16 protein-coding genes are annotated in these 22,091 nt (G+C 53.7%); 7 read left to right on the top strand and 9 right to left on the bottom strand.

Going from position 1 to position 22,091, the window contains the following annotated elements; all coding sequences use genetic code 11:
* The first annotated feature begins 34 nt into the window (after positions 1-34).
* Together RYZ59_RS05785 and RYZ59_RS05780 are read left to right on the top strand one after the other, a co-directional pair.
* The gene (locus RYZ59_RS05785) at positions 35-244 is read left to right on the top strand and encodes a hypothetical protein (RefSeq protein WP_202037554.1); all 210 of its coding nucleotides are present in this window, start codon (positions 35-37) and stop codon (positions 242-244) included.
* Positions 234-1,184: an Rpn family recombination-promoting nuclease/putative transposase gene (locus RYZ59_RS05780; protein WP_318045337.1), complete on the top strand. Its 951-nt coding sequence runs from the start codon at positions 234-236 to the stop codon at positions 1,182-1,184. Before RYZ59_RS05785 ends, RYZ59_RS05780 begins: the two co-directional genes overlap by 11 nt.
* Positions 1,185-1,228: 44 nt before the next feature.
* Here the strand turns inward: RYZ59_RS05780 and bioH are convergent, their stop codons facing one another.
* Positions 1,229-1,999: a pimeloyl-ACP methyl ester esterase BioH gene (gene bioH / locus RYZ59_RS05775; RefSeq protein ID WP_318045339.1), complete on the bottom strand. Its 771-nt coding sequence runs from the start codon at positions 1,997-1,999 to the stop codon at positions 1,229-1,231.
* A gap of 37 nt (positions 2,000-2,036) precedes the next feature.
* Here bioH and gntX point away from each other — a divergent pair, with 37 nt between their 5' ends.
* The 3 genes from gntX to gntT all read left to right on the top strand — a co-directional run bounded on the left by gntX (position 2,037) and on the right by gntT (position 5,059).
* A complete protein-coding gene (gene gntX, locus RYZ59_RS05770) occupies positions 2,037-2,720 on the top strand; it encodes a DNA utilization protein GntX (RefSeq protein WP_318045341.1) in 684 nt (227 codons plus the stop codon).
* A 58-nt stretch (positions 2,721-2,778) separates the two neighbouring features.
* Entirely contained in the window at positions 2,779-3,354 is a 576-nt protein-coding gene (gene nfuA, locus RYZ59_RS05765; protein ID WP_271448667.1) for a Fe-S biogenesis protein NfuA, read from the top strand.
* Between the two features lie 388 nt (positions 3,355-3,742).
* Positions 3,743-5,059, top strand: a complete 1,317-nt coding sequence (gene gntT, locus RYZ59_RS05760) for a gluconate transporter (protein WP_003023507.1) — start codon at positions 3,743-3,745, stop codon at positions 5,057-5,059.
* A gap of 124 nt (positions 5,060-5,183) precedes the next feature.
* Here gntT and malQ read toward each other — a convergent pair whose 3' ends face one another.
* Both malQ and malP read right to left on the bottom strand, forming a co-directional pair.
* The gene (gene malQ / locus RYZ59_RS05755; RefSeq protein ID WP_318045343.1) at positions 5,184-7,271 is read right to left on the bottom strand and encodes a 4-alpha-glucanotransferase; all 2,088 of its coding nucleotides are present in this window, start codon (positions 7,269-7,271) and stop codon (positions 5,184-5,186) included.
* Between the two features lie 9 nt (positions 7,272-7,280).
* Entirely contained in the window at positions 7,281-9,674 is a 2,394-nt protein-coding gene (malP, locus tag RYZ59_RS05750; protein ID WP_318045344.1) for a maltodextrin phosphorylase, read from the bottom strand.
* Between the two features lie 629 nt (positions 9,675-10,303).
* On the opposite strand from malP, the gene malT reads away from it, so the two are divergent.
* Positions 10,304-13,009 (top strand): HTH-type transcriptional regulator MalT, encoded by a 2,706-nt coding sequence (gene malT, locus RYZ59_RS05745; RefSeq protein ID WP_202037548.1) that lies wholly within the window; start codon positions 10,304-10,306, stop codon positions 13,007-13,009.
* A gap of 41 nt (positions 13,010-13,050) precedes the next feature.
* Here the strand turns inward: malT and RYZ59_RS05740 are convergent, their stop codons facing one another.
* The 3 genes from RYZ59_RS05740 to glpE all read right to left on the bottom strand — a co-directional run bounded on the left by RYZ59_RS05740 (position 13,051) and on the right by glpE (position 15,085).
* On the bottom strand, positions 13,051-13,809 hold the full coding sequence (locus tag RYZ59_RS05740) for a DeoR/GlpR family transcriptional regulator (RefSeq protein WP_003023499.1): 759 nt from the start codon (positions 13,807-13,809) through the stop codon (positions 13,051-13,053).
* 15 nt (positions 13,810-13,824) lie between these two features.
* Positions 13,825-14,655 (bottom strand): rhomboid family intramembrane serine protease GlpG, encoded by an 831-nt coding sequence (glpG, locus tag RYZ59_RS05735; RefSeq protein ID WP_202037547.1) that lies wholly within the window; start codon positions 14,653-14,655, stop codon positions 13,825-13,827.
* Positions 14,656-14,758: 103 nt separating this feature from the next.
* Positions 14,759-15,085, bottom strand: coding sequence for a thiosulfate sulfurtransferase GlpE (glpE, locus tag RYZ59_RS05730; RefSeq protein WP_005121614.1), 327 nt, complete (start codon positions 15,083-15,085; stop codon positions 14,759-14,761).
* Positions 15,086-15,287: 202 nt separating this feature from the next.
* On the opposite strand from glpE, the gene glpD reads away from it, so the two are divergent.
* Positions 15,288-16,796: a glycerol-3-phosphate dehydrogenase gene (glpD, locus tag RYZ59_RS05725; RefSeq protein ID WP_318045349.1), complete on the top strand. Its 1,509-nt coding sequence runs from the start codon at positions 15,288-15,290 to the stop codon at positions 16,794-16,796.
* A gap of 91 nt (positions 16,797-16,887) precedes the next feature.
* On the opposite strand, the gene glgP is transcribed toward glpD, so the two are convergent.
* The 3 genes from glgP to glgC are packed head-to-tail and all read right to left on the bottom strand — an operon-like array spanning position 16,888 to position 22,083.
* Positions 16,888-19,335: a glycogen phosphorylase gene (gene glgP, locus RYZ59_RS05720; protein ID WP_318045351.1), complete on the bottom strand. Its 2,448-nt coding sequence runs from the start codon at positions 19,333-19,335 to the stop codon at positions 16,888-16,890.
* A gap of 19 nt (positions 19,336-19,354) precedes the next feature.
* Complete coding sequence (glgA, locus tag RYZ59_RS05715; RefSeq protein ID WP_318045353.1) at positions 19,355-20,788, bottom strand: glycogen synthase GlgA; 1,434 nt, start codon at positions 20,786-20,788, stop codon at positions 19,355-19,357.
* Entirely contained in the window at positions 20,788-22,083 is a 1,296-nt protein-coding gene (gene glgC / locus RYZ59_RS05710; protein ID WP_202037544.1) for a glucose-1-phosphate adenylyltransferase, read from the bottom strand. Before glgC ends, glgA begins: the two co-directional genes overlap by 1 nt.
* Positions 22,084-22,091: the final 8 nt, after the last annotated feature.

The following is a 22,091-nucleotide window of genomic DNA, read 5'->3' as shown; positions in this document are numbered from 1 at the left end:
ATGCCGGATGGCGCGACGCTTATCCGGCCTACAAATGATGCAAACGTCCAGGCCGGATAAAGCGTTTACGCTGATATCCGGCTTTTTGCGTAATGGATTCCACGAAGAGATCTCTGTTTCAGCAAAACAGATCTATCTTTCAGCCTACCGCGCACCATTATTAATTCGTGGATGCTTACTGGCGACCAGGAAAGTAGAGTCTCGTCATCTTGTTTCTCAGGTGACGGATCGCCATGAATACTGACACTTCTACTACGCCACATGACGCGATTTTCAAAACGTTCTTAAACCACCCAGCGACCGCACGTGACTTTCTTCAGCTCCATCTTCCAGCCTCTTTGCAAAAACTGTGCGATCTGAAAACGCTACAACTGGAATCGGGCAGCTTTATTGAGGACGATTTGCGCGCATACTACTCTGATGTGCTGTGGTCGTTAAAAACATGCGAAGGCGATGGCTATATTTACACCATCATTGAGCATCAGAGTACCGCCGATGCCCATATGGCGTTTCGGCTAATGCGTTATGCCATTGCGGTAATGCATCGTCATTTGGCTGCAGGCCACAAGAAACTCCCGCTGGTGATACCTATGCTTTTTTATCATGGCTCAGCAAGCCCATACCCCTACTCACTTTGTTGGCTGGACGAGTTTGATGACCCAAAATCCGCCAGACAACTTTATAGCACCGCGTTTCCACTGATCGATATCACCGTCGTGCCCGATGACGAGATCATGCAGCATCGCCGGATGGCGCTGCTGGAACTTATCCAAAAACATATTCGTAAACGCGATTTGATGGGGCTGGTAGAAAAACTGGCCATCCTGCTTGTTAAAGGACACGCTAATGACAACCAGTTGAAAGCCTTGTTTAATTATTTAATGCAGGCCGGGAACACCACACATTTTGGCGAATTTCTTCATGAAGTCGCCGAACGTTTACCCCAACATAAGGAAAAGTTGATGACTATCGCCGAAAGATTACGTCAGGAAGGGCACCTTAATGGTCTTCAGGAAGGTCATAGAAAAGGGTTACAAGAGGGGTTACAAACAGGTCTGCAACAAGGTAAACGAGAGGAAGCTTTACGTATTGCATCAACCATGCAGGCTGATGGTATAGACCCGCTGACCATCTTCAGAATTACCGGTCTGACCGCTGAGGATCTGGCTACGCGTAGCCATTAATCTCAGGCCCGGCAAGCGTGGCTGTGCCGGGCAACGCAACGGATTTATAACCGCTGTTTTAACGCCACCAGCGCTGCGCAGAACTCGGCAGGATGTGAGATAAACGGCGCATGAGCGGCTTTAGCAAACACCAGTGACTCACTCTGCGGCCACAGAGCATCCAGCATTGGCACCACTTTACGCGGGACCAGGCCATCAAGATAACCGTATAAACGCAGGAACGGCAGGTTCAACGCACACAACGGTTCACGCAGATCGACCGTTTTCAGGATCTCCAGCCCGCCATTGAGCACCTCGACATCCGGCATGGGGAGCGCCAGTACCGTTTTTTTCAACGCCCGAGCATCCTGACGCGCGGTTTCCGTGCCCATCGTCTGCAATGCCAGAAAACGCTCTACCGTTTTCTGGAAGTCTGCGCTTAGCTGCTGCTGGAAGCCAGCCAGTACCTCCGGTTTAATGCCCGGCCACGTTTCGTGCGCACTAAAGCAGGGAGAAGAGGCAACGGTCACCAGCGCCTGAACGCGCTCAGGATGGGTCAATGCGACCTGGCTCGCCACCAGACCGCCCAGACTCCAGCCGAGCCAGACGGCTTTCCCCGGAACCTGTCTTAATACCCGTTCGGTCATCTCTTCCAGCGACATCGCGCCAAAACCCTGACTACGGCCAAATCCCGGTAAGTCGACAAGATGCAGCGTAAAATGCGAGCTCAGTTCCTCGCTTATGCAATTCCACACCTCTGCATTCAGTCCCCATCCGTGCAGCAGCACAAGATGGCAATTTCCCGAACCCTGGGTCTGCCACCAGATGTCATTCATCAGTTACTGTTCTCTTTTAGCTAACAAGGATGTCTCTATGCTAACAGTACCCGGATTATGCTGGCTATGCCGAATGCCGCTGAGGTTGGGGCACTGGGGGATTTGCTCTGTGTGCACACAAGCTATACGCCAGCATGACAGCCTGTGCCCGCAGTGCGGGCTACCGGCCATTCACACCTCGGTTCCCTGTGGTCGTTGCCTACAAAAACCACCGCCGTGGCAGCGCCTGGTTTCAGTCAGCGATTATATTCCGCCAGTAAGCGGGCTTATCCACCAGCTTAAATTTTCACAACACAGCGAAATAGCCCCTGCGCTGGCACGTCTGCTGTTGCTGGAGGTATTGCAGGCCCGGCGCGTCAGCGGTCTTCCTCTGCCAGACAGGCTCATCAGCGTACCGCTCTGGCAACGCCGTCATTGGCGCAGGGGATTTAATCAAAGCGACTTGCTATGCCGTCCTTTGGCACGTTGGCTGGGCTGTGACTGGAACAGCCGGGCCATAACACGGGTGCGGGCGACCGCCACACAACACCATCTCAGCGCCCGGTTACGCAAACGTAACCTGAAAAACGCCTTTTGCCTTGAATTGCCGGTGCAGGGACTCCATATGGTTATTGTGGATGATGTCGTCACTACCGGAAGTACCGTCGCGGAAATCGCGCAGCTGCTTTTACGCAACGGCGCGGCGACTGTCCAGGTATGGTGCCTGTGTCGAACCTTGTAGAGCCTCGATGATGGGCGTATTATAACCAAGTAAAATAGTCAACTATTAGGCCATTACTATGATCCATATTTCCGATGCTGCACAAGCGCACTTTGCCAAACTGCTGGCAAATCAGGAAGAAGGGACACAAATCCGCGTATTTGTGATCAATCCCGGCACGCCTAACGCTGAATGTGGCGTTTCTTATTGTCCGCCGGACGCCGTGGAAGCAACCGACACCGCCATTAAATTTTCTCTGCTGACCGCATATGTTGATGAACTGAGCGCACCGTATCTGGAAGATGCAGAAATCGATTTCGTCACTGACCAATTAGGTTCTCAGCTGACCCTGAAAGCACCGAACGCGAAAATGCGCAAAGTTGCCGATGATGCGCCGCTGATGGAACGCGTGGAGTACATGCTGCAATCGCAGATCAACCCACAGCTGGCTGGCCACGGTGGTCGTGTCTCTCTGATGGAAATTACCGATGAAGGCTTCGCCATTCTGCAGTTTGGCGGCGGCTGTAACGGCTGTTCAATGGTCGACGTTACGCTGAAAGAAGGTATCGAGAAACAGCTATTGGCTGAATTCCCCGAACTGAAAGGCGTTCGTGATTTAACCGAACACCAGCGTGGCGAGCACTCTTACTACTAACGACCAGACAAGTAGAGTATTCGCAGCCCCGATAAGACGCATCAGCGTCGTCATCGGGCATTGATGCCGGATAGTTGCGTTAAGGCGTTATCCGGCCCTCGACCTAACCGGGCCAACATTCCTCTGTTACATTTCTGCAATAAAACCCTCCATAATTTGACCCGCTTCTCATAATTTAAATTTTGCCTGCCCAGGTGATTTTCAAGTGCGGTATGTTACCCGTATCATTCGTATCAGCACCCAAGACGCACATAACAGCCAGCTAAACTGATTAGTTTTACAGGCAATCAGCATTGGTGCTGTGAATACTCTGTTCCCGGTCGGGACAATCGGAATTTGTCATCTAAACACTGACGTTACCCATAACAAAGTAAAGGCCAGGTAAATCATGCCATTAGTCATCGTTGCTATCGGTGTAATCTTGTTACTCCTCCTGATGATCCGTTTCAAAATGAACGGTTTCATCGCTCTCGTCCTGGTGGCGCTTGCTGTCGGATTGATGCAAGGGATGCCACTGGATAAAGTCATTGGTTCTATTAAAGCCGGTGTCGGCGGAACCCTTGGCAGCCTCGCCCTGATTATGGGTTTTGGCGCCATGCTGGGCAAAATGTTGGCGGACTGCGGCGGTGCGCAGCGCATTGCGACCACGCTGATTGCTAAATTCGGCAAAAAACACATTCAATGGGCGGTGGTCTTAACCGGCTTCACCGTTGGTTTTGCCCTGTTCTACGAAGTCGGCTTCGTGCTGATGCTGCCGCTGGTATTCACCATCGCTGCTGCTGCGAATATTCCGCTGCTGTACGTGGGTGTGCCGATGGCCGCTGCGCTGTCCGTAACTCACGGCTTCCTGCCGCCGCACCCGGGCCCGACCGCTATCGCGACCATTTTCCACGCCGATATGGGTAAAACCCTGCTGTTTGGTACGATTCTGGCAATCCCGACCGTCATTCTCGCAGGTCCGGTCTACGCACGTTTCCTGAAAGGCATCGATAAGCCGATCCCGGAAGGCCTGTACAGCGCGAAAACCTTCACTGAAGAAGAAATGCCAGGCTTTGGCGTCAGCGTCTGGACCTCTCTGGTACCGGTCATTCTGATGGCCATGCGCGCCGTGGCAGAGATGATCCTGCCAAAAGGCCATGCTTTCCTGACGGTTGCGGAATTCCTCGGCGACCCGGTCATGGCGACGCTTATCGCGGTGCTGATTGCGATGTTCACGTTTGGTCTGAACCGTGGACGTTCGATGGATCAGATTAACGACACGCTGGTGTCCTCAATCAAAATCATCGCGATGATGCTGTTGATCATCGGTGGTGGTGGTGCCTTCAAACAGGTCCTGGTGGATAGCGGCGTCGACAAATACATCGCTTCAATGATGCACGGCTCTAACGTGTCTCCGCTGCTGATGGCATGGTCTATTGCTGCGGTACTGCGTATCGCCCTGGGTTCTGCAACCGTTGCAGCAATTACTGCAGGCGGGATTGTGGCGCCGCTGATTGCGACCACCGGCGTAAGCCCGGAGCTGATGGTTATTGCAGTGGGTTCCGGTTCCGTCATTTTCTCCCACGTGAACGATCCTGGCTTCTGGCTGTTCAAGGAGTACTTCAACCTGACCATCGGTGAAACCATCAAGTCATGGTCAATGCTGGAAACCATTATCTCCGTCTGCGGTCTGGTAGGGTGTCTGCTGCTGGGTATGGTGGTTTAATCGAGACGGCTTGTAGGCCAGATAAGGCAAAGCCGCCATCCGGCAGCCTGATGGCGCTACGCTTATCAGGCCTACGTACTACCAGCTATCACCATAAAAAAGCCGGGGGAAATCCCCGGCTTTTTTACTTCTTCTTCGCGGCTGCTTTTCGGCGCTTATCCAAATCCTTAATCAGCTTGTTCACGCCCTCATCGGCAAACATCTGCTCCAGCGTGGCGGTGAGTTTACGTCGCCAGTTTTTGTACTGATCGCTGGTGCCCGGAATATTGACCGGTTCCGCCATATCCAGCCAGTCTTCAGGCTGTAGACCCAGGAGTGCACTGTTGCTGTCGGCGATATAACGCTGCATCCCGCGATTGAGGATCGGCGTCATCGACATCAGCGATGCCTTATGCCCGGCACGTTTTGGCAGACAACCGTACTTGTGCAGCGCATCCAGCAACCCCTGCTTGGCCAGTTCCCGGTCCTGATACAACCCTCGCAGCACAACTTCATCCGGATACAGCCCCAGCGCTTTACCCAACGTCAGGTCGCCGCTGTCCCAATAGCCTTTAAGCGTAGGAAGGTCATGCGTCGCCGCGACTGCCATTGATTGTTCCGGGTACGCTTTTGGCGCGCGGAAATTCTTCTCATGGTCGTTCTCAAAATAGAGCACCTTGTAGGAATAGACACCGCTATCACGCAGCTTGCTGACGATCTCTACCGGCACAGTACCCAAATCTTCACCAATCACCATGCAGTGATGGCGTTGACTTTCCAGCGCCAGTATGGAGAGCAGGTCATCAACCGGGTAATGGACGTAGGCGCCGTGATCGGCAGTCTCTCCGTAGGGGATCCACCACAGGCGCAGCATCGACATCACATGATCGATGCGTAACGCGCCGCAGTTCTGCATATTGGCGCGCAGCAGTTCGATAAACGGTTCGTAGGCCCGTGCCGTGATGATGTGCGGATCCATCGGCGGCAGCCCCCAGTTTTGCCCAAGCGGCCCAAGAATATCCGGCGGCGCACCAACGGAGGCTTTCAGACAATACAGTTCACGGTCACACCAGGTCTCTGACCCACCTTCTGCCACACCAACCGCCAGATCGCGATACAACCCAATCGGCATGGCAAAGCCCTGACTGGTTTCCCAGCAATCTGCAAATTGGGTATACGCCAGCCACTGCAGCCACAGGTAGAAATCCACCTCGTCACGATGCTCTGCGCAGAACTGTTTGACCTCCGGCGAATCTACCGACTGGAAAGCTTCCGGCCATACCGGCCATCCCCAGCGCAATGCGTCCTCTTTCACCTGATGCGCATGCAGCGCATCAAAGGCTGCCTGCCAGTAGAGGCTATCCCCTTCCTGAGCCACAAACTGGCGAAATGCCGCCATCTGCTCATCATCACGCGCAGAGAAGCTTTTCCACGCCATACGTAGCGCCGTCATCTTCAGTGCGGTAACAGCAGAATAATCAACCCACTCTGCATCGCGCGCGCGTTGCAGAGCTTGCTGAGTCGCAGGTTTCTGCCACCACGCCTGCGCCTCTTTACTCAGACGGAAATCATCAACTGCGTTCACATCAATATAAATAATGTTCAGCCAGCGGCGTGACGACGGGCTGTACGGGCTGGCGCTCTCCGGATTCGCCGGATACAGCGCGTGAATCGGATTAAGCCCGATAAACGCGCCGCCGCGTTGCGCCACATCCACCAGCATGGTGCGGAGATCGCCAAAATCGCCGATCCCCCAGTTCTTTTCCGATCGCAGGGTGTAGAGCTGAACACATGCCCCCCACAGCTTCTGCCCGGCTAACAACGCCTGCGGTTCGTAGCAGCGCTTTGGCGCCACGATGATACGACAATGGGTACGCAGCTCGCCCTGGATCAGGGTCAACGTGTGATACCCCTCCGGCAGCTTCGCCGGAAGGTTAAAAGATTTACCGCCGACGGTATGCCCTTTGTGCTGCACGCCCTCTTCGGTGGTCAGCAGCCAGTTAAACTCTCCGCTTCCCTCAACCGCCAGCGGCATTTTCTTGCCAGCGGTATAGACCATGACGTTCGGCACCGGGGTTACCGCCACCTGCGTGGCAGCGGTGGTGCGATGCATGGCGTCAAGCAAACGCCGTTTGGTTTCGGCACCAATAGACTGCGGTTTACCGTGGGCATTAATGTAATTGGGGCTGATCCCCGCCGCCAGCGCGGCATTATCCAGACGTTTGCTTTCCATCGCGATTCCTTAACGTTTCGCCTGCCAGATACGAGCCTGATAATCGCGGATGGAGCGATCCGAGCTGAACATGCCGCAACGCGCGGTATTCAGAATCGCCGCCCGGGTCCAGGCGTCCTGGTCACGATACAACACGTCAACCTGCTTCTGAGCTTCAACGTAGGCCGCGAAGTCCGCCATCACCAGATACGGATCGCCGCCCTGCTTGCCGATACTGTGCAGCATCTGGTCAAAGGCATGCTTGTCGCCGTCGCTGTATTTCCCGCTTTCCAGCTCTTTCAGGACAGCATCCAGCACTTTGTCTTTCTTACGCCATTTCACCGGGTCGTAGCCTTTGGCTTTGAGCGCCTTCACCTCTTCCACGGTATGACCAAAGATAAAGATATTCTCGTCACCCACCTTCTCAGCGATTTCGACGTTTGCGCCATCCAGCGTACCAACGGTTAACGCGCCGTTCAGCGCCAGCTTCATGTTACCGGTGCCGGAAGCCTCTTTCCCTGCGGTTGAAATTTGCTCAGAGATATCCGCCGCCGGGATCAGCATTTCCGCCGCCGATACACAATAATCCGGCAGGAAGACGACCTTCAGTTTGTCACCCACTTGCGGGTCGTTATTGATGGTTTGCGCAACCTTGTTGATGGCGAAGATGATATTTTTCGCCAGGTAGTAACCCGGTGCCGCTTTTGCGCCAAACAGGAATACGCGCGGCACGCGATCTGCCTGCGGGTTCTCACGGATTTCTTTGTACAATGCCAGAATATGCAGCAGGTTCAGGTGCTGGCGTTTGTACTCATGCAGGCGCTTGATCTGAATATCAAAGATAGCGTTAGTCGTTATCTCAATACCGGTACGCGCTTTAATAAACTTCACCAGTCGCGCTTTGTTCGCCAGCTTGATGTCGCGGTACTGCTGACGGAATTTCGCATCGTCTGCGTATTTTTCCAGGTTAATCAGTTGGTCTAAATCGTTGGCCCACTCTTTTTTCAGCGACTTATCCAGCAGCGCTGCAAGCGCCGGGTTGCACTGCTTGATCCAACGACGCGGGGTAATTCCGTTAGTCACGTTATGGAATTTGTTCGGCCACAGCTGGTGGTATTCAGGGAACAGATCTTTCACCACCAGATCAGAGTGCAGCGCTGCCACACCATTAACCGCAAAGCCGCTGACTACGCACATATTCGCCATGCGCACTTGTTTGTTGTGCACCACCGCCAGTTTCGCCCAGACGGCGGCATCGCCCGGCCAGGTTTTATCGACCAGTTTCTTAAAGCGGTCATTTATCTCTTTGATGATTTGCATATGACGCGGCAGCAGCGCCTTCACCAGCTTCTCATCCCAGCACTCAAGCGCTTCGGGCATCAGAGTATGGTTGGTGTAAGCAAACGTCTTGCTGGTGATCGCCCATGCATCGTCCCAGCTCATCTGGTGCTCATCAATCAGCACGCGCAGCAGTTCAGGGATCGCAATAGTCGGGTGGGTGTCGTTCAGTTGAATAACTTCGTAGTCGGCCAGTTCGTGCAGTTTACGTCCTGCCAGATGATGACGGCGCAGAATGTCTGCCACGGAGCAGGCACACTGGAAGTACTGCTGCATCAGGCGCAGCTTTTTACCTGCCGTATGGTTATCGTTCGGGTACAACACTTTCGTCAGTTTTTCAGCGTCGATCCCCTGCTGCTCCGCACGCAGGAAATCACCGTCATTAAATTTGGTCAGGTTAAACGGGTGCACATGAGTGGCCTGCCACAGGCGGAGCGGTTGTGCCACGCCGTTGCGGTAGCCCAGTACTGGCAGGTCCCAGGCCTGACCGGTGATGGTGAATCCCAGCTCCCAGTGACCCTCTTTGGTAACTTTACCGCCAATCCCGACTTGCACATCCAGTGCTTCATTGTGGCGGAACCACGGGTAGCTGCCGCGATGCCAGTCATCCGGCGCTTCCATCTGTTGACCATCAGCAAATGACTGACGAAACAAACCGTACTGATAGTTGAGGCCGTAACCCGTCGCCGACTGGCCAACCGTCGCCATCGAGTCGAGGAAACACGCAGCCAGACGACCCAGCCCTCCGTTCCCCAACGCCGGATCGGTTTCTTCTTCCAGTAAGTCGGTCAGGTTGATGTCGTGTGCTTTCAGCTCGTCGCTCACCGCCTGATACCAGCCCAGGTTGAGCAAGTTGTTCCCCGTCAGACGGCCAATCAAAAACTCCATCGAGATGTAGTTAACGTGACGCTGATTTTTTGCCGGTTTCACCGCTGGCTGGGCGCTGAGTAACTCAGCCAATGCCCCACTCACGGCCTGCCACCACTGGCGCGACGTCATTTCGTGAGCCGACGATAAACCGAAGCGCTGCCACTGACGTGTCAGGGCAGCCTGAAATTGATCTTTGTTGAAAGTAGGCTGTGACATAGGGATTCCAGGTCCTTAGGTAATAAACAACGTTATCGCTAGTTTGCCAGGCTCGTTGTTGACCTTCCTCATCCTGGCAGGGATTAGGCAGGGAGGAGGAGCGGGGATGAGCGTTAAAATGTGATCGCCGCCACTTTAAGAGGGGGTGTTATGGCCGATAAATACGCAGGTTATCCGCATACCCTCTGAAATGCATCGCGGTTTTCGCATTAATCAAAAGAGATTATCCAGACAATATCAAACAGGAAGATGACATTTAGAAAAAATATGTAAACGGAGAAATAGTTTCTAACCTGAAATACACATTCTGCTTGAGATATTTCACATGAAAGTTTTAAGTCGAGCACAAAATTCATCGACTTTTATTCATCGTTACAGTAACCACATAAAAAAAGAGGAGTTATTCCACCCTGTAAAAATAACGCTGGAACCAGTCACCATGCCTGTTGCGACTCTTTAAAACAATTATTGCAATAGATGTATAGATTTGTGACATAGTGCAAAATCAGACACACAAAAAGCCCGCTTAGCTTGCAATAAATCCCGATCTGGCCGACCTTATATCTATTAATTACGAAGCGCAAAAAAAATCATTTTTCCCCATTTTCACACAGTGAAGTGACTAACTTATGTTGATTCCGTCTAAATTAAGTCGTCCGGTTCGACTCGACCATACGGTGGTTCGTGAGCGCCTGCTGGCTAAACTTTCCGGCGCGAACAATTTCAGGCTTGCCCTGATAACAAGTCCTGCTGGTTATGGAAAAACAACGCTTGTTTCACAATGGGCGGCGGGGAAGAACGAATTAGGCTGGTACTCCCTGGATGAAGGCGATAACCAGCAAGAGCGCTTCGCCAGCTATTTGATTGCGGCAATCCAACAGGCGACCGGTGGGCACTGCACCACCAGCGAAGCCATGGTGCAAAAACGCCAGTATGCCAGCCTGACCTCACTGTTTGCCCAGCTGTTCATTGAACTGGCGGAGTGGCATCGTCCACTCTATCTGGTCGTGGATGATTATCATCTGATCTCCAATCCAGCCATCCACGAAGCAATGCGTTTTTTCCTGCGCCATCAGCCGGAAAATCTGACGTTAGTCGTGCTGTCGCGTAACCTACCGCAACTGGGCATTGCCAACCTGCGCGTACGCGATCAACTGCTGGAAATCGGCAGCCAGCAGTTGGCCTTTAACCACCAGGAAGCCAAACAATTTTTTGACCGCCGCCTGTCCTCCCCAATTGAAGCTGCGGAAAGTAGTCGCATGTGCGATGACGTTGCAGGCTGGGCCACAGCGTTACAACTGATCGCCCTATCTGCCCGTCAGAACAACCATTCCGCCCACCAGTCGGCACGACGTCTGGCCGGTATCAACGCCAGCCATTTATCCGATTATCTGGTCGATGAAGTCCTGGACAGCGTCGATATCGGAACCCGTCATTTCCTGCTAAAAAGCGCTATCCTGCGCTCGATGAATGATGCGCTGATTGTTCGGGTCACGGGCGAAGAAAACGGCCAAATGCGGCTGGAGGAAATTGAGCGCCAGGGATTATTCCTGCAGCGGATGGATGATGTCGGCGAATGGTTTAGCTATCACCCGCTATTTGGCAGCTTTTTACGCCAGCGTTGCCAGTGGGAGTTAGCTACCGAACTTCCCGAAATACACCGCGCTGCCGCTGAAAGCTGGATGGCGCAAGGTTTTCCGACCGAAGCCATCCACCACGCGCTGGCGGCAGGTGACGCCCATATGCTGCGCGACATTCTGCTGAACCATGCATGGGGACTGTTTAACCACAGCGAACTGGCATTACTTGAAGAGTCATTGAAAGCTCTGCCGTGGGAAAGCCTGCTGGAAAATCCACGCCTGGTGCTGCTACAGGCCTGGCTGATGCAAAGCCAACACCGCTACAGCGAAGTTAACACCCTGCTGGCTCGCGCAGAGCAGGAAATGAAAGGCGATATGGAACAGACGCTACATGCCGAATTTAACGCTTTGCGTGCGCAGGTAGCGATTAACGACGGCAACCCGGACGAGGCAGAGCGTCTGGCAAAACTGGCGCTGGATGAATTACCGATTGCCTGGTTTTATAGTCGTATCGTTGCCACGTCAGTGCACGGTGAAGTCCTGCACTGTAAAGGCGATCTCACGCGTTCTCTGGCGTTGATGCAGCAAACAGAGCAAATGGCGCGTCATCATGACGTCTGGCATTACGCGCTGTGGAGTCTGATCCAACAAAGCGAAATTTTATTTGCCCAGGGCTTTTTACAGGCCGCCTGGGAGACGCAGGAAAAAGCGTTCCAGCTGATTAAAGAGCAGCATCTGGAACAGCTGCCGATGCACGAATTTCTGGTGCGTATACGGGCGCAACTCCTGTGGGCATGGGCGCGTCTGGATGAATCAGAGGCCTCTGCCCGTAGCGGCATTGAACTGCTTGCAACCTTCCAGCCGCAGCAACAGCTTCAGTGCCTGGCGCTGCTGGTTCAGTGTTCACTGGCGCGGGGCGATCTTGATAACGCTCGCAGCCTGCTCAACCGTCTGGAAAACCTGCTGGGCAACGGCCACTATCACAGCGACTGGATCTCCAACGCCGATAAGGTGCGCGTCATTTACTGGCAAATGGTCGGTGACAAAAATTCCGCCGCCAACTGGCTGCGCCACACGCCGAAACCAGAATTCGCTAACAACCACTTCCTGCAAAGCCAGTGGCGTAACATTGCCCGCGCGCAGATCCTGCTGGGTGAGTTTGAACCGGCAGAAATTGTGCTGGAAGAACTAAACGAAAATGCGCGTAACCTGCGCCTGATGAGCGATCTTAACCGTAACCTGCTGCTGCTTAACCAGTTGTACTGGCAGGCGGGGCGTAAAAATGACGCACAGCGGGTGTTGCTCGACGCCCTGCAACTGGCGAACCGCACCGGGTTCATCAGCCACTTTGTGATCGAAGGCGAGGCCATGGCGCAGCAGTTACGCCAGCTGATTCAGCTCAACACATTACCGGAACTTGAGCAGCATCGTGCGCAGCGTATTTTGCGCGAGATTAACCAGCATCACCGCCACAAATTCGCCCACTTTGATGAAGGGTTCGTTGAACGCCTGCTCACCCACCCGGACGTCCCGGAGCTGATCCGTACCAGCCCGCTGACCCAGCGTGAATGGCAGGTTCTCGGTCTGATTTATTCCGGCTACAGCAACGAGCAGATTGCCGGTGAGCTGGCTGTTGCCGCGACGACCATTAAGACGCATATCCGCAACTTGTACCAAAAGCTTGGCGTGGCGCACCGCCAGGATGCGGTGCAACATGCGCAGAAGCTGCTGAAAATGATGGGGTATGGCGTTTAGTTAACGCCTGATACGCTACGCGTATCAGGCCAGGAATTCGCTTAGCACAGCTCTAACTGGATATGATGGTCAGCAATGACCTGCATCACGCCAGCAGGCGGCAGCGTGTCGGTATATACCGCATCGACCATGCTGATACTGCCCATATTCACCATCGCGTTACGACCAAACTTCGAATGATCCACCACCAGCATCACATGACGTGAATTCTCAATAATGGCGCGTTTGGTGCGAACTTCGTGATAATCAAACTCCAGCAGCGAACCATCGCTGTCGATACCGCTTATCCCTAAGATGCCAAAGTCCAGACGGAACTGTGAAATAAAGTCGAGGGTCGCTTCGCCCATAATCCCACCATCGCGGCTTCGCAGTTCGCCACCGGCCAGAATAATGCGGAAGTCCTCTTTTGCCATCAGCGTATTCGCCACATTGAGGTTGTTGGTCACAATGCGCAGGTTGCTGTGATTAAGCAGCGCATGAGCGACCGCTTCCGGCGTGGTGCCAATGTCGATAAACAGCGTGGAGCCGTTCGGGATCTGCGTGGCAACTTTACGGGCAATACGCTCTTTTTCCGCCGTCTGTGTCGCCTTACGGTCATGCCACGGGGTATTCACAGAGCTGGACGGCAACGCTGCGCCGCCGTGATGGCGCAGAATCATGTTCTGATCGGCCAGATCGTTGAGATCCCGGCGAATCGTTTGTGGGCTGACGGAGAAATGCTCCACCAGCTCTTCGGTGCTGACATATCCCTGTTTTTTTACCAGCTCGATGATCGCGTCATGTCGTTGTGTTTGCTTCATTATTGTTCCCTGAAATTACGTTCGTTTTCGCACATGAATAGTATCGGCAAATGCCATTGCCAGACCGACAGCCAGCCCGGCGATATGCGCGCCGTTCGCCATCGACATGCCGAACAAATCAAACCAGCCGGCAACAATCCACATCAACGCAAAGATAATCAAACCACGCTGCAGGAAAATGCCGCTTTGCGGATCGCGCTCGCCGCGCAACCACACGTAGCCCATCAGGGCGTACACTACGCCGGAAAGTCCACCGAACCACGGGCCGCTAAATTTTTGCTGCACATAGCCGCTCAACAGCGCGCTAATCACGGTAATGACGATCAGTTTTCCGCTGCCGAGTCGTTTTTCCACCGCGCCGCCGAGATACCACCACCACAGCAGGTTGAAGAGAATGTGCATCAGTGAGAAGTGCATAAACGCGTGGGTGAAATAACGCCAGAATTCAAATTTCAGCGTAGGATCAAACGGCCATGCCAGCCAGAGCATCACCGCCTGGTCGCCCAGCACGTTCATCGCGATAAACACCAGCACACACGCGGCCATCACCGCCCAGGTCACCGGACCCGCACGTTCGCGTAACGTGGCAAGAAACGGATAGCGTTGATAGCGCAAACCGCTGTCGGTCTGCCCCGACTGCCAGCTTGCCGCCAGATAACGCGGATCGCCCGGATTCTCCAGAAAACGCGCCAGTTCAGCCCGCACGCGCTCGGCCTGGGACTCATCCGCCAGCCAGACATCCGTTTGCTGATGTTGTTGAATCGTCAGGATAACGCCCTGTGTCGCCATGTAATCAACAAACGCCTGCGCCACGCGGGGGTTAGCAAAAGAGGTAATCATCAACATTGTTGCTGTCGCTTATTCCACACAAAAGAGGACAGTATATAGACCCTGCCTGTTTCAGGCTGCATCTTTGTTATACCCGCCATACTTCAATGAAGGGTATAGCTTACGAACCAAACGTCACTTCTGCCGGAAAATGTCGATGCCAGGCGTCAAAGCCGCCGTCGACGCTGTAAACCGCATCATAACCTTGCTGAAGCAGATACTGCGCCGCACCTTTACTGCTGTTGCCGTGGTAGCACATCACCATCACGGCGGTATCGAAATCATGGTCACGCATAAACGTCCCCAGCGTATCGTTCGTCAGATGAAACGCCTGGGGCGCGTGACCCATCGCATAACTTTGCGGATCGCGAATATCCACCAGCACCGCCATTCCGTGCAGTAGTTTCTGATGGGCTTCTTCGACATTGATACATTCAAACTGATCCATGGTGTTCTCTTTTCAAGTTCTACTTATGTTCTGGCAGGTAACCAATATTACCCTCCAGTGTACGTTGCCTGAGCAGGTAAACGCCATAATGTTATATGTATCACTGTAAATTGTTTATCCGATGTTACCAATGGCGCGATTCTTTGCTATTATGCTCGATAACGAACATTAATGAGCTATAACGAAAGTGCGAGAGGCCAGCATGGAAACCAAAGATCTGATTGTGATAGGTGGAGGCATCAACGGTGCCGGTATCGCGGCAGATGCCGCTGGACGCGGTTTATCCGTGCTGATGCTGGAAGCGCAGGATTTAGCCTGTGCGACCTCCTCCGCCAGTTCCAAACTCATCCACGGTGGCCTGCGCTACCTGGAACACTACGAATTCCGTCTGGTTAGCGAAGCGCTGGCCGAACGTGAAGTGCTGTTGAAAATGGCACCGCATATCGCTTTCCCAATGCGCTTTCGCCTGCCCCATCGCCCGCACCTGCGTCCGGCATGGATGATCCGTATTGGTCTATTTATGTACGATCATCTGGGCAAACGCACCAGTTTGCCAAGTTCTACAGGTTTGCGTTTTGGCGCAGATTCCGTAATGAAACCTGAGATTGTGCGCGGTTTCGAATATTCTGACTGCTGGGTAGACGATGCACGGCTGGTTTTGGCAAACGCCCAAATGGTCGTACGCAAAGGCGGAGAAGTATTAACCCGCACTCGCGCCACCTCTGCTCGCCGTGAAAACGGGTTGTGGATTGTTGAAGCTGAAGATATCGATACCGGCAAAAAACACACCTGGCAGGCGCGTGGCCTGGTCAACGCCACCGGTCCGTGGGTGAAAGAGTTCTTCGACGATGGTATGCACCTACCATCGCCGTACGGTATTCGCCTGATCAAAGGCAGCCACATTGTGGTGCCGCGCGTGCATACCCAGAAGCAGGCTTACATCCTGCAAAACGAAGATAAACGTATTGTGTTTGTTATCCCATGGATGGATGAGTTCTCGATTATCGGGACGACCGACGTGGAGTACAAAGGCGATCCCAAAGCGGTGAAAATTGATGAAAGCGAAATCAATTACCTGCTGAAAGTCTACAACGCGCACTTTAAGAAACAGCTGGGCCGTGACGATATCGTCTGGACCTATTCAGGTGTGCGTCCGCTGTGCGATGACGAATCAGACTCACCACAGGCGATCACCCGTGATTACACGCTGGATATCCACGACGAAAACGGCAAAGCGCCGCTGCTGTCGGTCTTTGGCGGTAAGCTGACGACCTATCGTAAGCTGGCTGAACACGCGATGGAAAAACTGGCATCGTACTATCAGGGAATTGGTCCGGCGTGGACGAAAGAGTGCATTCTGCCAGGCGGTGACATTGGCGGCGATCGCGAAGATTACGCGGCCAAACTACGCCGTCGCTACCCGTTCCTGACCGAATCGCTGGCACGCCATTATTCTCGCACCTACGGCAGCAACACCGAATGGGTCATCGGCGAAGCCACCTCGCTTGCCGAGTTAGGTGAAGACTTTGGCCATGAGTTTTATGAGGCCGAGCTGAAATATCTGGTCGATCACGAATGGGTTCATCGTGCGGAAGATGCATTGTGGCGTCGTACGAAAGAAGGGATGTGGCTGAATGCCGAACAGCAGTCCCGCATGACACAGTGGCTGGCAGAGTACGTTGAGAAACACCAGCTGTCTCTGGCCTCCTGATAAAAATGCCGGATGGCGGCTAACAACTTCTCCGGCCTACGAGAGTATATAAACGTAGGCCGGGCAATCGAAGCGCCCCCGGCATCGAGTGTTACAACCGCACCGAATCAATATGCCAGATGTTCTCGGCGTATTCTTTGATTGTCCTGTCCGATGAGAAGTAGCCCATATTGGCGATATTTATCATCGACCTGGTGGTCCACTCTTCCGGATGGCGATACAGTTCGTCAACTTTGTCCTGGCAATCAACGTAGCTGCGATAGTCCGCCAGCACCTGATAGTGGTCACCAAAGTTGATCAGTGAGTCCACCAGGTCACGGTAGCGTCCCGGCTCCTCGGGGCTGAATACGCCACTGCCAATTTGCGTCAGCACCTGGTGCAGCTCTTCATCTTTCTCGTAATACTCACGCGGCTTGTAGCCCCGGCTACGCAGCGCCTCGACCTCTTCCGCCGTATTCCCGAAGATAAAGATATTTTCTGCGCCCACATGCTCCAGCATCTCAACGTTAGCGCCGTCCAGCGTCCCGATGGTCAGCGCACCGTTGAGAGCAAATTTCATATTACTGGTCCCGGAGGCTTCGGTCCCGGCCAGTGAGATTTGCTCAGACAGGTCGGCGGCAGGAATAATCACCTGCGCCAGGCTGACGCTGTAGTTAGGAATAAACACCACCTTCAGCTTATCGCCAATTTGCGGATCGTTGTTGATCACCTTCGCGATGTCGTTGATCAGGTGAATGATATGTTTCGCCATGTAATAAGCGGAAGCCGCTTTACCGGCGAAGATATTCACACGCGGCACCCACTCGGCGTCAGGATCGGCCTTAATGCGGTTGTAGCGGGTGATCACATGCAGCACGTTCATCAACTGGCGTTTGTATTCGTGAATACGCTTTATCTGCACATCAAACAGCGATTTCGGGTTCACCACCACGTTAAGCTGCTGGGCAATGAGCGTGGCCAGACGCTTTTTATTCTCCAGCTTCGCACGGCGCACCGCTTGATTCACCAGCGGGTAATCGCAGTGCTGTTCAAGCTCGCTGAGCTGGCTGAGATCGGTTCGCCAGGTGCGGCCAATATTCTCATCCAGCACTTCAGAGAGCGACGGGTTGGCCAGCGCCAGCCAACGGCGCGGCGTCACGCCGTTGGTGACGTTGCAGAAGCGAGTCGGGAAAATCTTCGCAAAATCAGCAAACAGCGACTGCACCATCAGGTTGGAGTGCAGCTCGGAAACGCCGTTAACCTTGTGGCTCACCACGACGGCCAGCCACGCCATACGCACACGACGGCCATTCGACTCATCAATGATCGAAGTGCGCCCCAACAGACCCGTATCGTTCGGATACTGCTCCTGCAGCGTTTTCAGGAAGTAATCGTTAATCTCAAAGATGATTTGCAGGTGGCGCGGCAGAATTTTACCCAACATATCCACCGGCCAGGTTTCCAGCGCTTCGCTCATCAAGGTGTGGTTGGTATACGAGAAGACCTGGCAGCAGACCTCAAACGCATCGTCCCAGCTGAACTTATGCTCATCGATCAGCAGTCGCATCAGTTCAGGGATCGACAGCACCGGATGGGTGTCGTTGAGGTGAATGGCGATTTTATCCGCCAGGTTGTCGTAGGTTTTGTGCAGCTGGTAATGACGGCTCAGAATGTCCTGCACCGTGGAGGAGACCAGGAAATACTCCTGACGCAAGCGCAGTTCGCGTCCTGAATAGGTGGAGTCGTCCGGGTACAGTACGCGGGAGACGTTCTCGGAGTGGTTTTTATCTTCCACCGCCGCAAAATAGTCGCCCTGGTTAAATTTACCGAGGTTGATCTCGCTACTGGCCTGGGCATTCCACAGGCGCAGCGTGTTGGTGGCGTCGGTGTCGTAACCGGGGATAATCTGATCGTAAGCGACCGCGAGGATCTCTTCGGTTTCTATCCAGCGCGTTTTCTTGCCTTCCTGCTGAATACGCCCGCCAAAGCGCACTTTGTAGCGCGTATTGTGGCGTTTGAATTCCCACGGGTTACCGTATTCCAGCCAGTAGTCCGGCGACTCTTTCTGTCGGCCATCAACAATGTTCTGTTTGAACATCCCGTAGTCATAGCGAATACCGTAACCGCGTCCCGGCAGACCCAGCGTTGCCAGTGAGTCAAGGAAGCAGGCCGCCAGGCGACCGAGACCACCGTTACCAAGACCAGGGTCGTTTTCTTCGTCGATCAGATCTTCAAGATCCAGCCCCATACCTTCCAGCGCATTTTTGACATCATCATAAATACCCAATGATAACAGTGCATTGGAAAGCGTGCGGCCAATCAGGAACTCCATAGACAGGTAATAGACCTGGCGGGTTTCCTGGGATAATTGCGCACGATTAGAACGCAGCCAGCGCTCCACGAGACGATCGCGCACCGCGAACAATGTGGCGTTCAGCCACTCATGTTTATTGGCAATGACCGGGTCTTTACCAATCGTGAACATCAGCTTGTAGGCAATAGAATGCTTAAGTGCCTCTACGCTGAGTGTGGGCGATGCATAAGTAAATGGAGCATTCATATAGGTGATTCCTGGATATCTATTTCAAGCGATAGTAAAGCTCACGGTAAGACTTCGCCGCGACTTGCCAGCTAAAATCCATGGTCATGGCCTGGCGTTGTACGAACCGCCAAAGCGAAGGCCGGGACCACAACACGAAAGCACGCCGGATCGCCCGTAGCAGCGACCAGGCATTACTATCTTCAAATACAAACCCACTGGCGATACCGTCCGCCAGATTCTCCAGCGAACTATCAGACACCGTATCAGCCAGCCCACCGGTACGCCGCACCAGCGGCAACGTACCGTACTTCAGTCCATACAATTGCGTTAATCCGCACGGCTCAAAACGGCTGGGCACCAATATCACATCGGCCCCGCCCATGATGCGGTGCGAGAAGGCCTCGTGATAACCAATCTGCACGCCAACCTGGCCTGGATGTTCCGCAGCCGCCGCTAAGAACCCTTCCTGCAATACCGGATCGCCCGCGCCGAGCAACGCCAGTTGTCCACCCTGCTCTAACAACCCAGGCAGCGCTTCCAGCACCAGATCCAGCCCTTTTTGACTGGTCAGACGGCTCACAACAGCAAAAAGCGGCACTTTATCGTTGACCTTAAGTCCCATCGCAATCTGTAGTTGCCGTTTGTTCTCGCCCTTCTCTTCCAGCGAGTCACGGGTATACCGCGATGCCAATAACAGATCGGTTTCCGGGCTCCAGATTTTTTCATCAACGCCGTTCAGCACGCCGGAAAGACGTCCTTCACGATGACGTTGCTGCAACAGACCTTCCATCCCGTAGGCAAACTGCGGCTCGGTAATTTCCCGCGCGTAGGTTGGACTCACCGCCGTAATGTGGTCGGCGTAGTACAACCCTGCCTTCAGAAACGAAATCTGCCCGTTAAACTCCAGTCCATGCACATTAAAGAACGACCATGGCAATTGGATGTCATCCATATGCTTTGCATAAAACATGCCTTGATACGCCAGGTTGTGTACGGTGAACACCGATTTCGCCGGATGGCCGCGCGCCGCCAGATACGCCGGCGCCAGGCCAGCATGCCAGTCATGCGCATGCACCACATCCGGGCGCCAGAATGGATCAAGGCCGCAGGCCATTTCGCATCCGACCCAGCCGAGCAGCGCAAAACGTTGTACGTTATCGGAGTAAGCAAACAGGTTCGTATCGTGATACGGGCTCCCGGGACGGTCGTAGAGGTGCGGCGCATCAATCAGGTAAATACCGACGCCGTTGTAATGGCCGAACAACAGCGTTATCCGTCCGGCGAAGGTATCGCGACGCGTCACGACCTGCGCATCAGGAATGCCGCGACGAATATCAGGAAACGCCGGAAGCAACACGCGGGCATCCACACCGTCCGCAATTTGTGCCGCAGGTAACGCCCCGATAACATCCGCCAGTCCCCCGGTTTTTAACAGGGGGAACATCTCTGAACAAACGTGTAAAACCTGCATTATCGCTCCTGTTTGATTTGCAGTTTGCGTAGCATCTCACGCGTGACCAGCACAATGCCTTCCTCTGAGCGGTAGAAGCGACGAGCATCTTCTTCCGCATTTTCGCCAATCACCATGCCCTCAGGAATGATGCAGGCGCGATCGATAATGCAACGACGTAAGCGGCATGAACGTCCCACCCACACTTCAGGTAACAACACTGCCGAATCAATGTTACAGAAAGAATTCACCCGCACTCGCGGGAACAGTACGGACTGCACCACCACCGAACCGGAAATAATACAGCCACCGGAAACCAGCGAGTTCAGCGTCATTCCGTGGCTACCGGAACGGTCCTGCACGAATTTCGCTGGCGGCAGTGATTCCATATGCGTACGGATTGGCCAGTTCTGGTCATACATGTCCAGTTCAGGCGTCACCGAGGCCAGATCGAGGTTCGCCTTCCAGTAGGCTTCCAGCGTTCCCACGTCACGCCAGTACGGCTCGGATTCCGGATCAGACTGCACGCAGGACAACGGGAAGGGATGTGCATACGCCATGCCAGCTTCGGTGATTTTCGGGATAATGTCTTTACCGAAATCGTGACTGGAGTTTTCATCGAGGTCATCTTCCGCCAGCAATTCATACAGATAATCGGCGTTGAAAACGTAGATCCCCATACTGGCGAGAGATTTAGTAGGGTCACCTGGCATAGCAGGAGGATTCGCGGGTTTTTCAACGAACTCGATAATTTTATCGGTGTCGTCCACGTCCATCACGCCAAACGCACTGGCTTCTTCGATAGGCACTGGCATACAGGCGACGGTGCAACGTGCGCCTTTCTCAACGTGGTCGATCAGCATGCGCGAGTAGTCTTGCTTATAAATATGATCGCCTGCGAGGATCACCACATATTCCGCTTTGTAGCGTCGAATGATGTCAAGGTTTTGGGTCACCGCATCCGCCGTGCCGCGATACCAATTTTCACCCTGCATCCTTTGCTGGGCGGGCAGCAGATCGACAAACTCGTTCATCTCTTCGCTAAAGAATGACCAACCGCGCTGAATATGCTGTACCAGGGTATGTGACTGGTACTGCGTGATCACGCCAATACGACGGATCCCGGAGTTAATGCAGTTGGATAAGGCAAAATCAATAATGCGGAATTTACCGCCAAAGTGCACGGCAGGCTTGGCACGTTTGTTGGTTAGATCTTTCAGGCGGGTACCGCGGCCACCGGCCAGGATCAGGGCAACAGATTTTAATGGCAGCTGGCGCGCCAACATTACACGATCGTTCTTCTCTAAACTCACCATGACTAACT

Source organism: Citrobacter sp. HN-141 (genome assembly GCF_033341895.1).
In the GTDB taxonomy this organism is placed as follows: domain Bacteria; phylum Pseudomonadota; class Gammaproteobacteria; order Enterobacterales; family Enterobacteriaceae; genus Citrobacter.
This window is presented reverse-complemented; position numbering and strand designations above follow the sequence as displayed.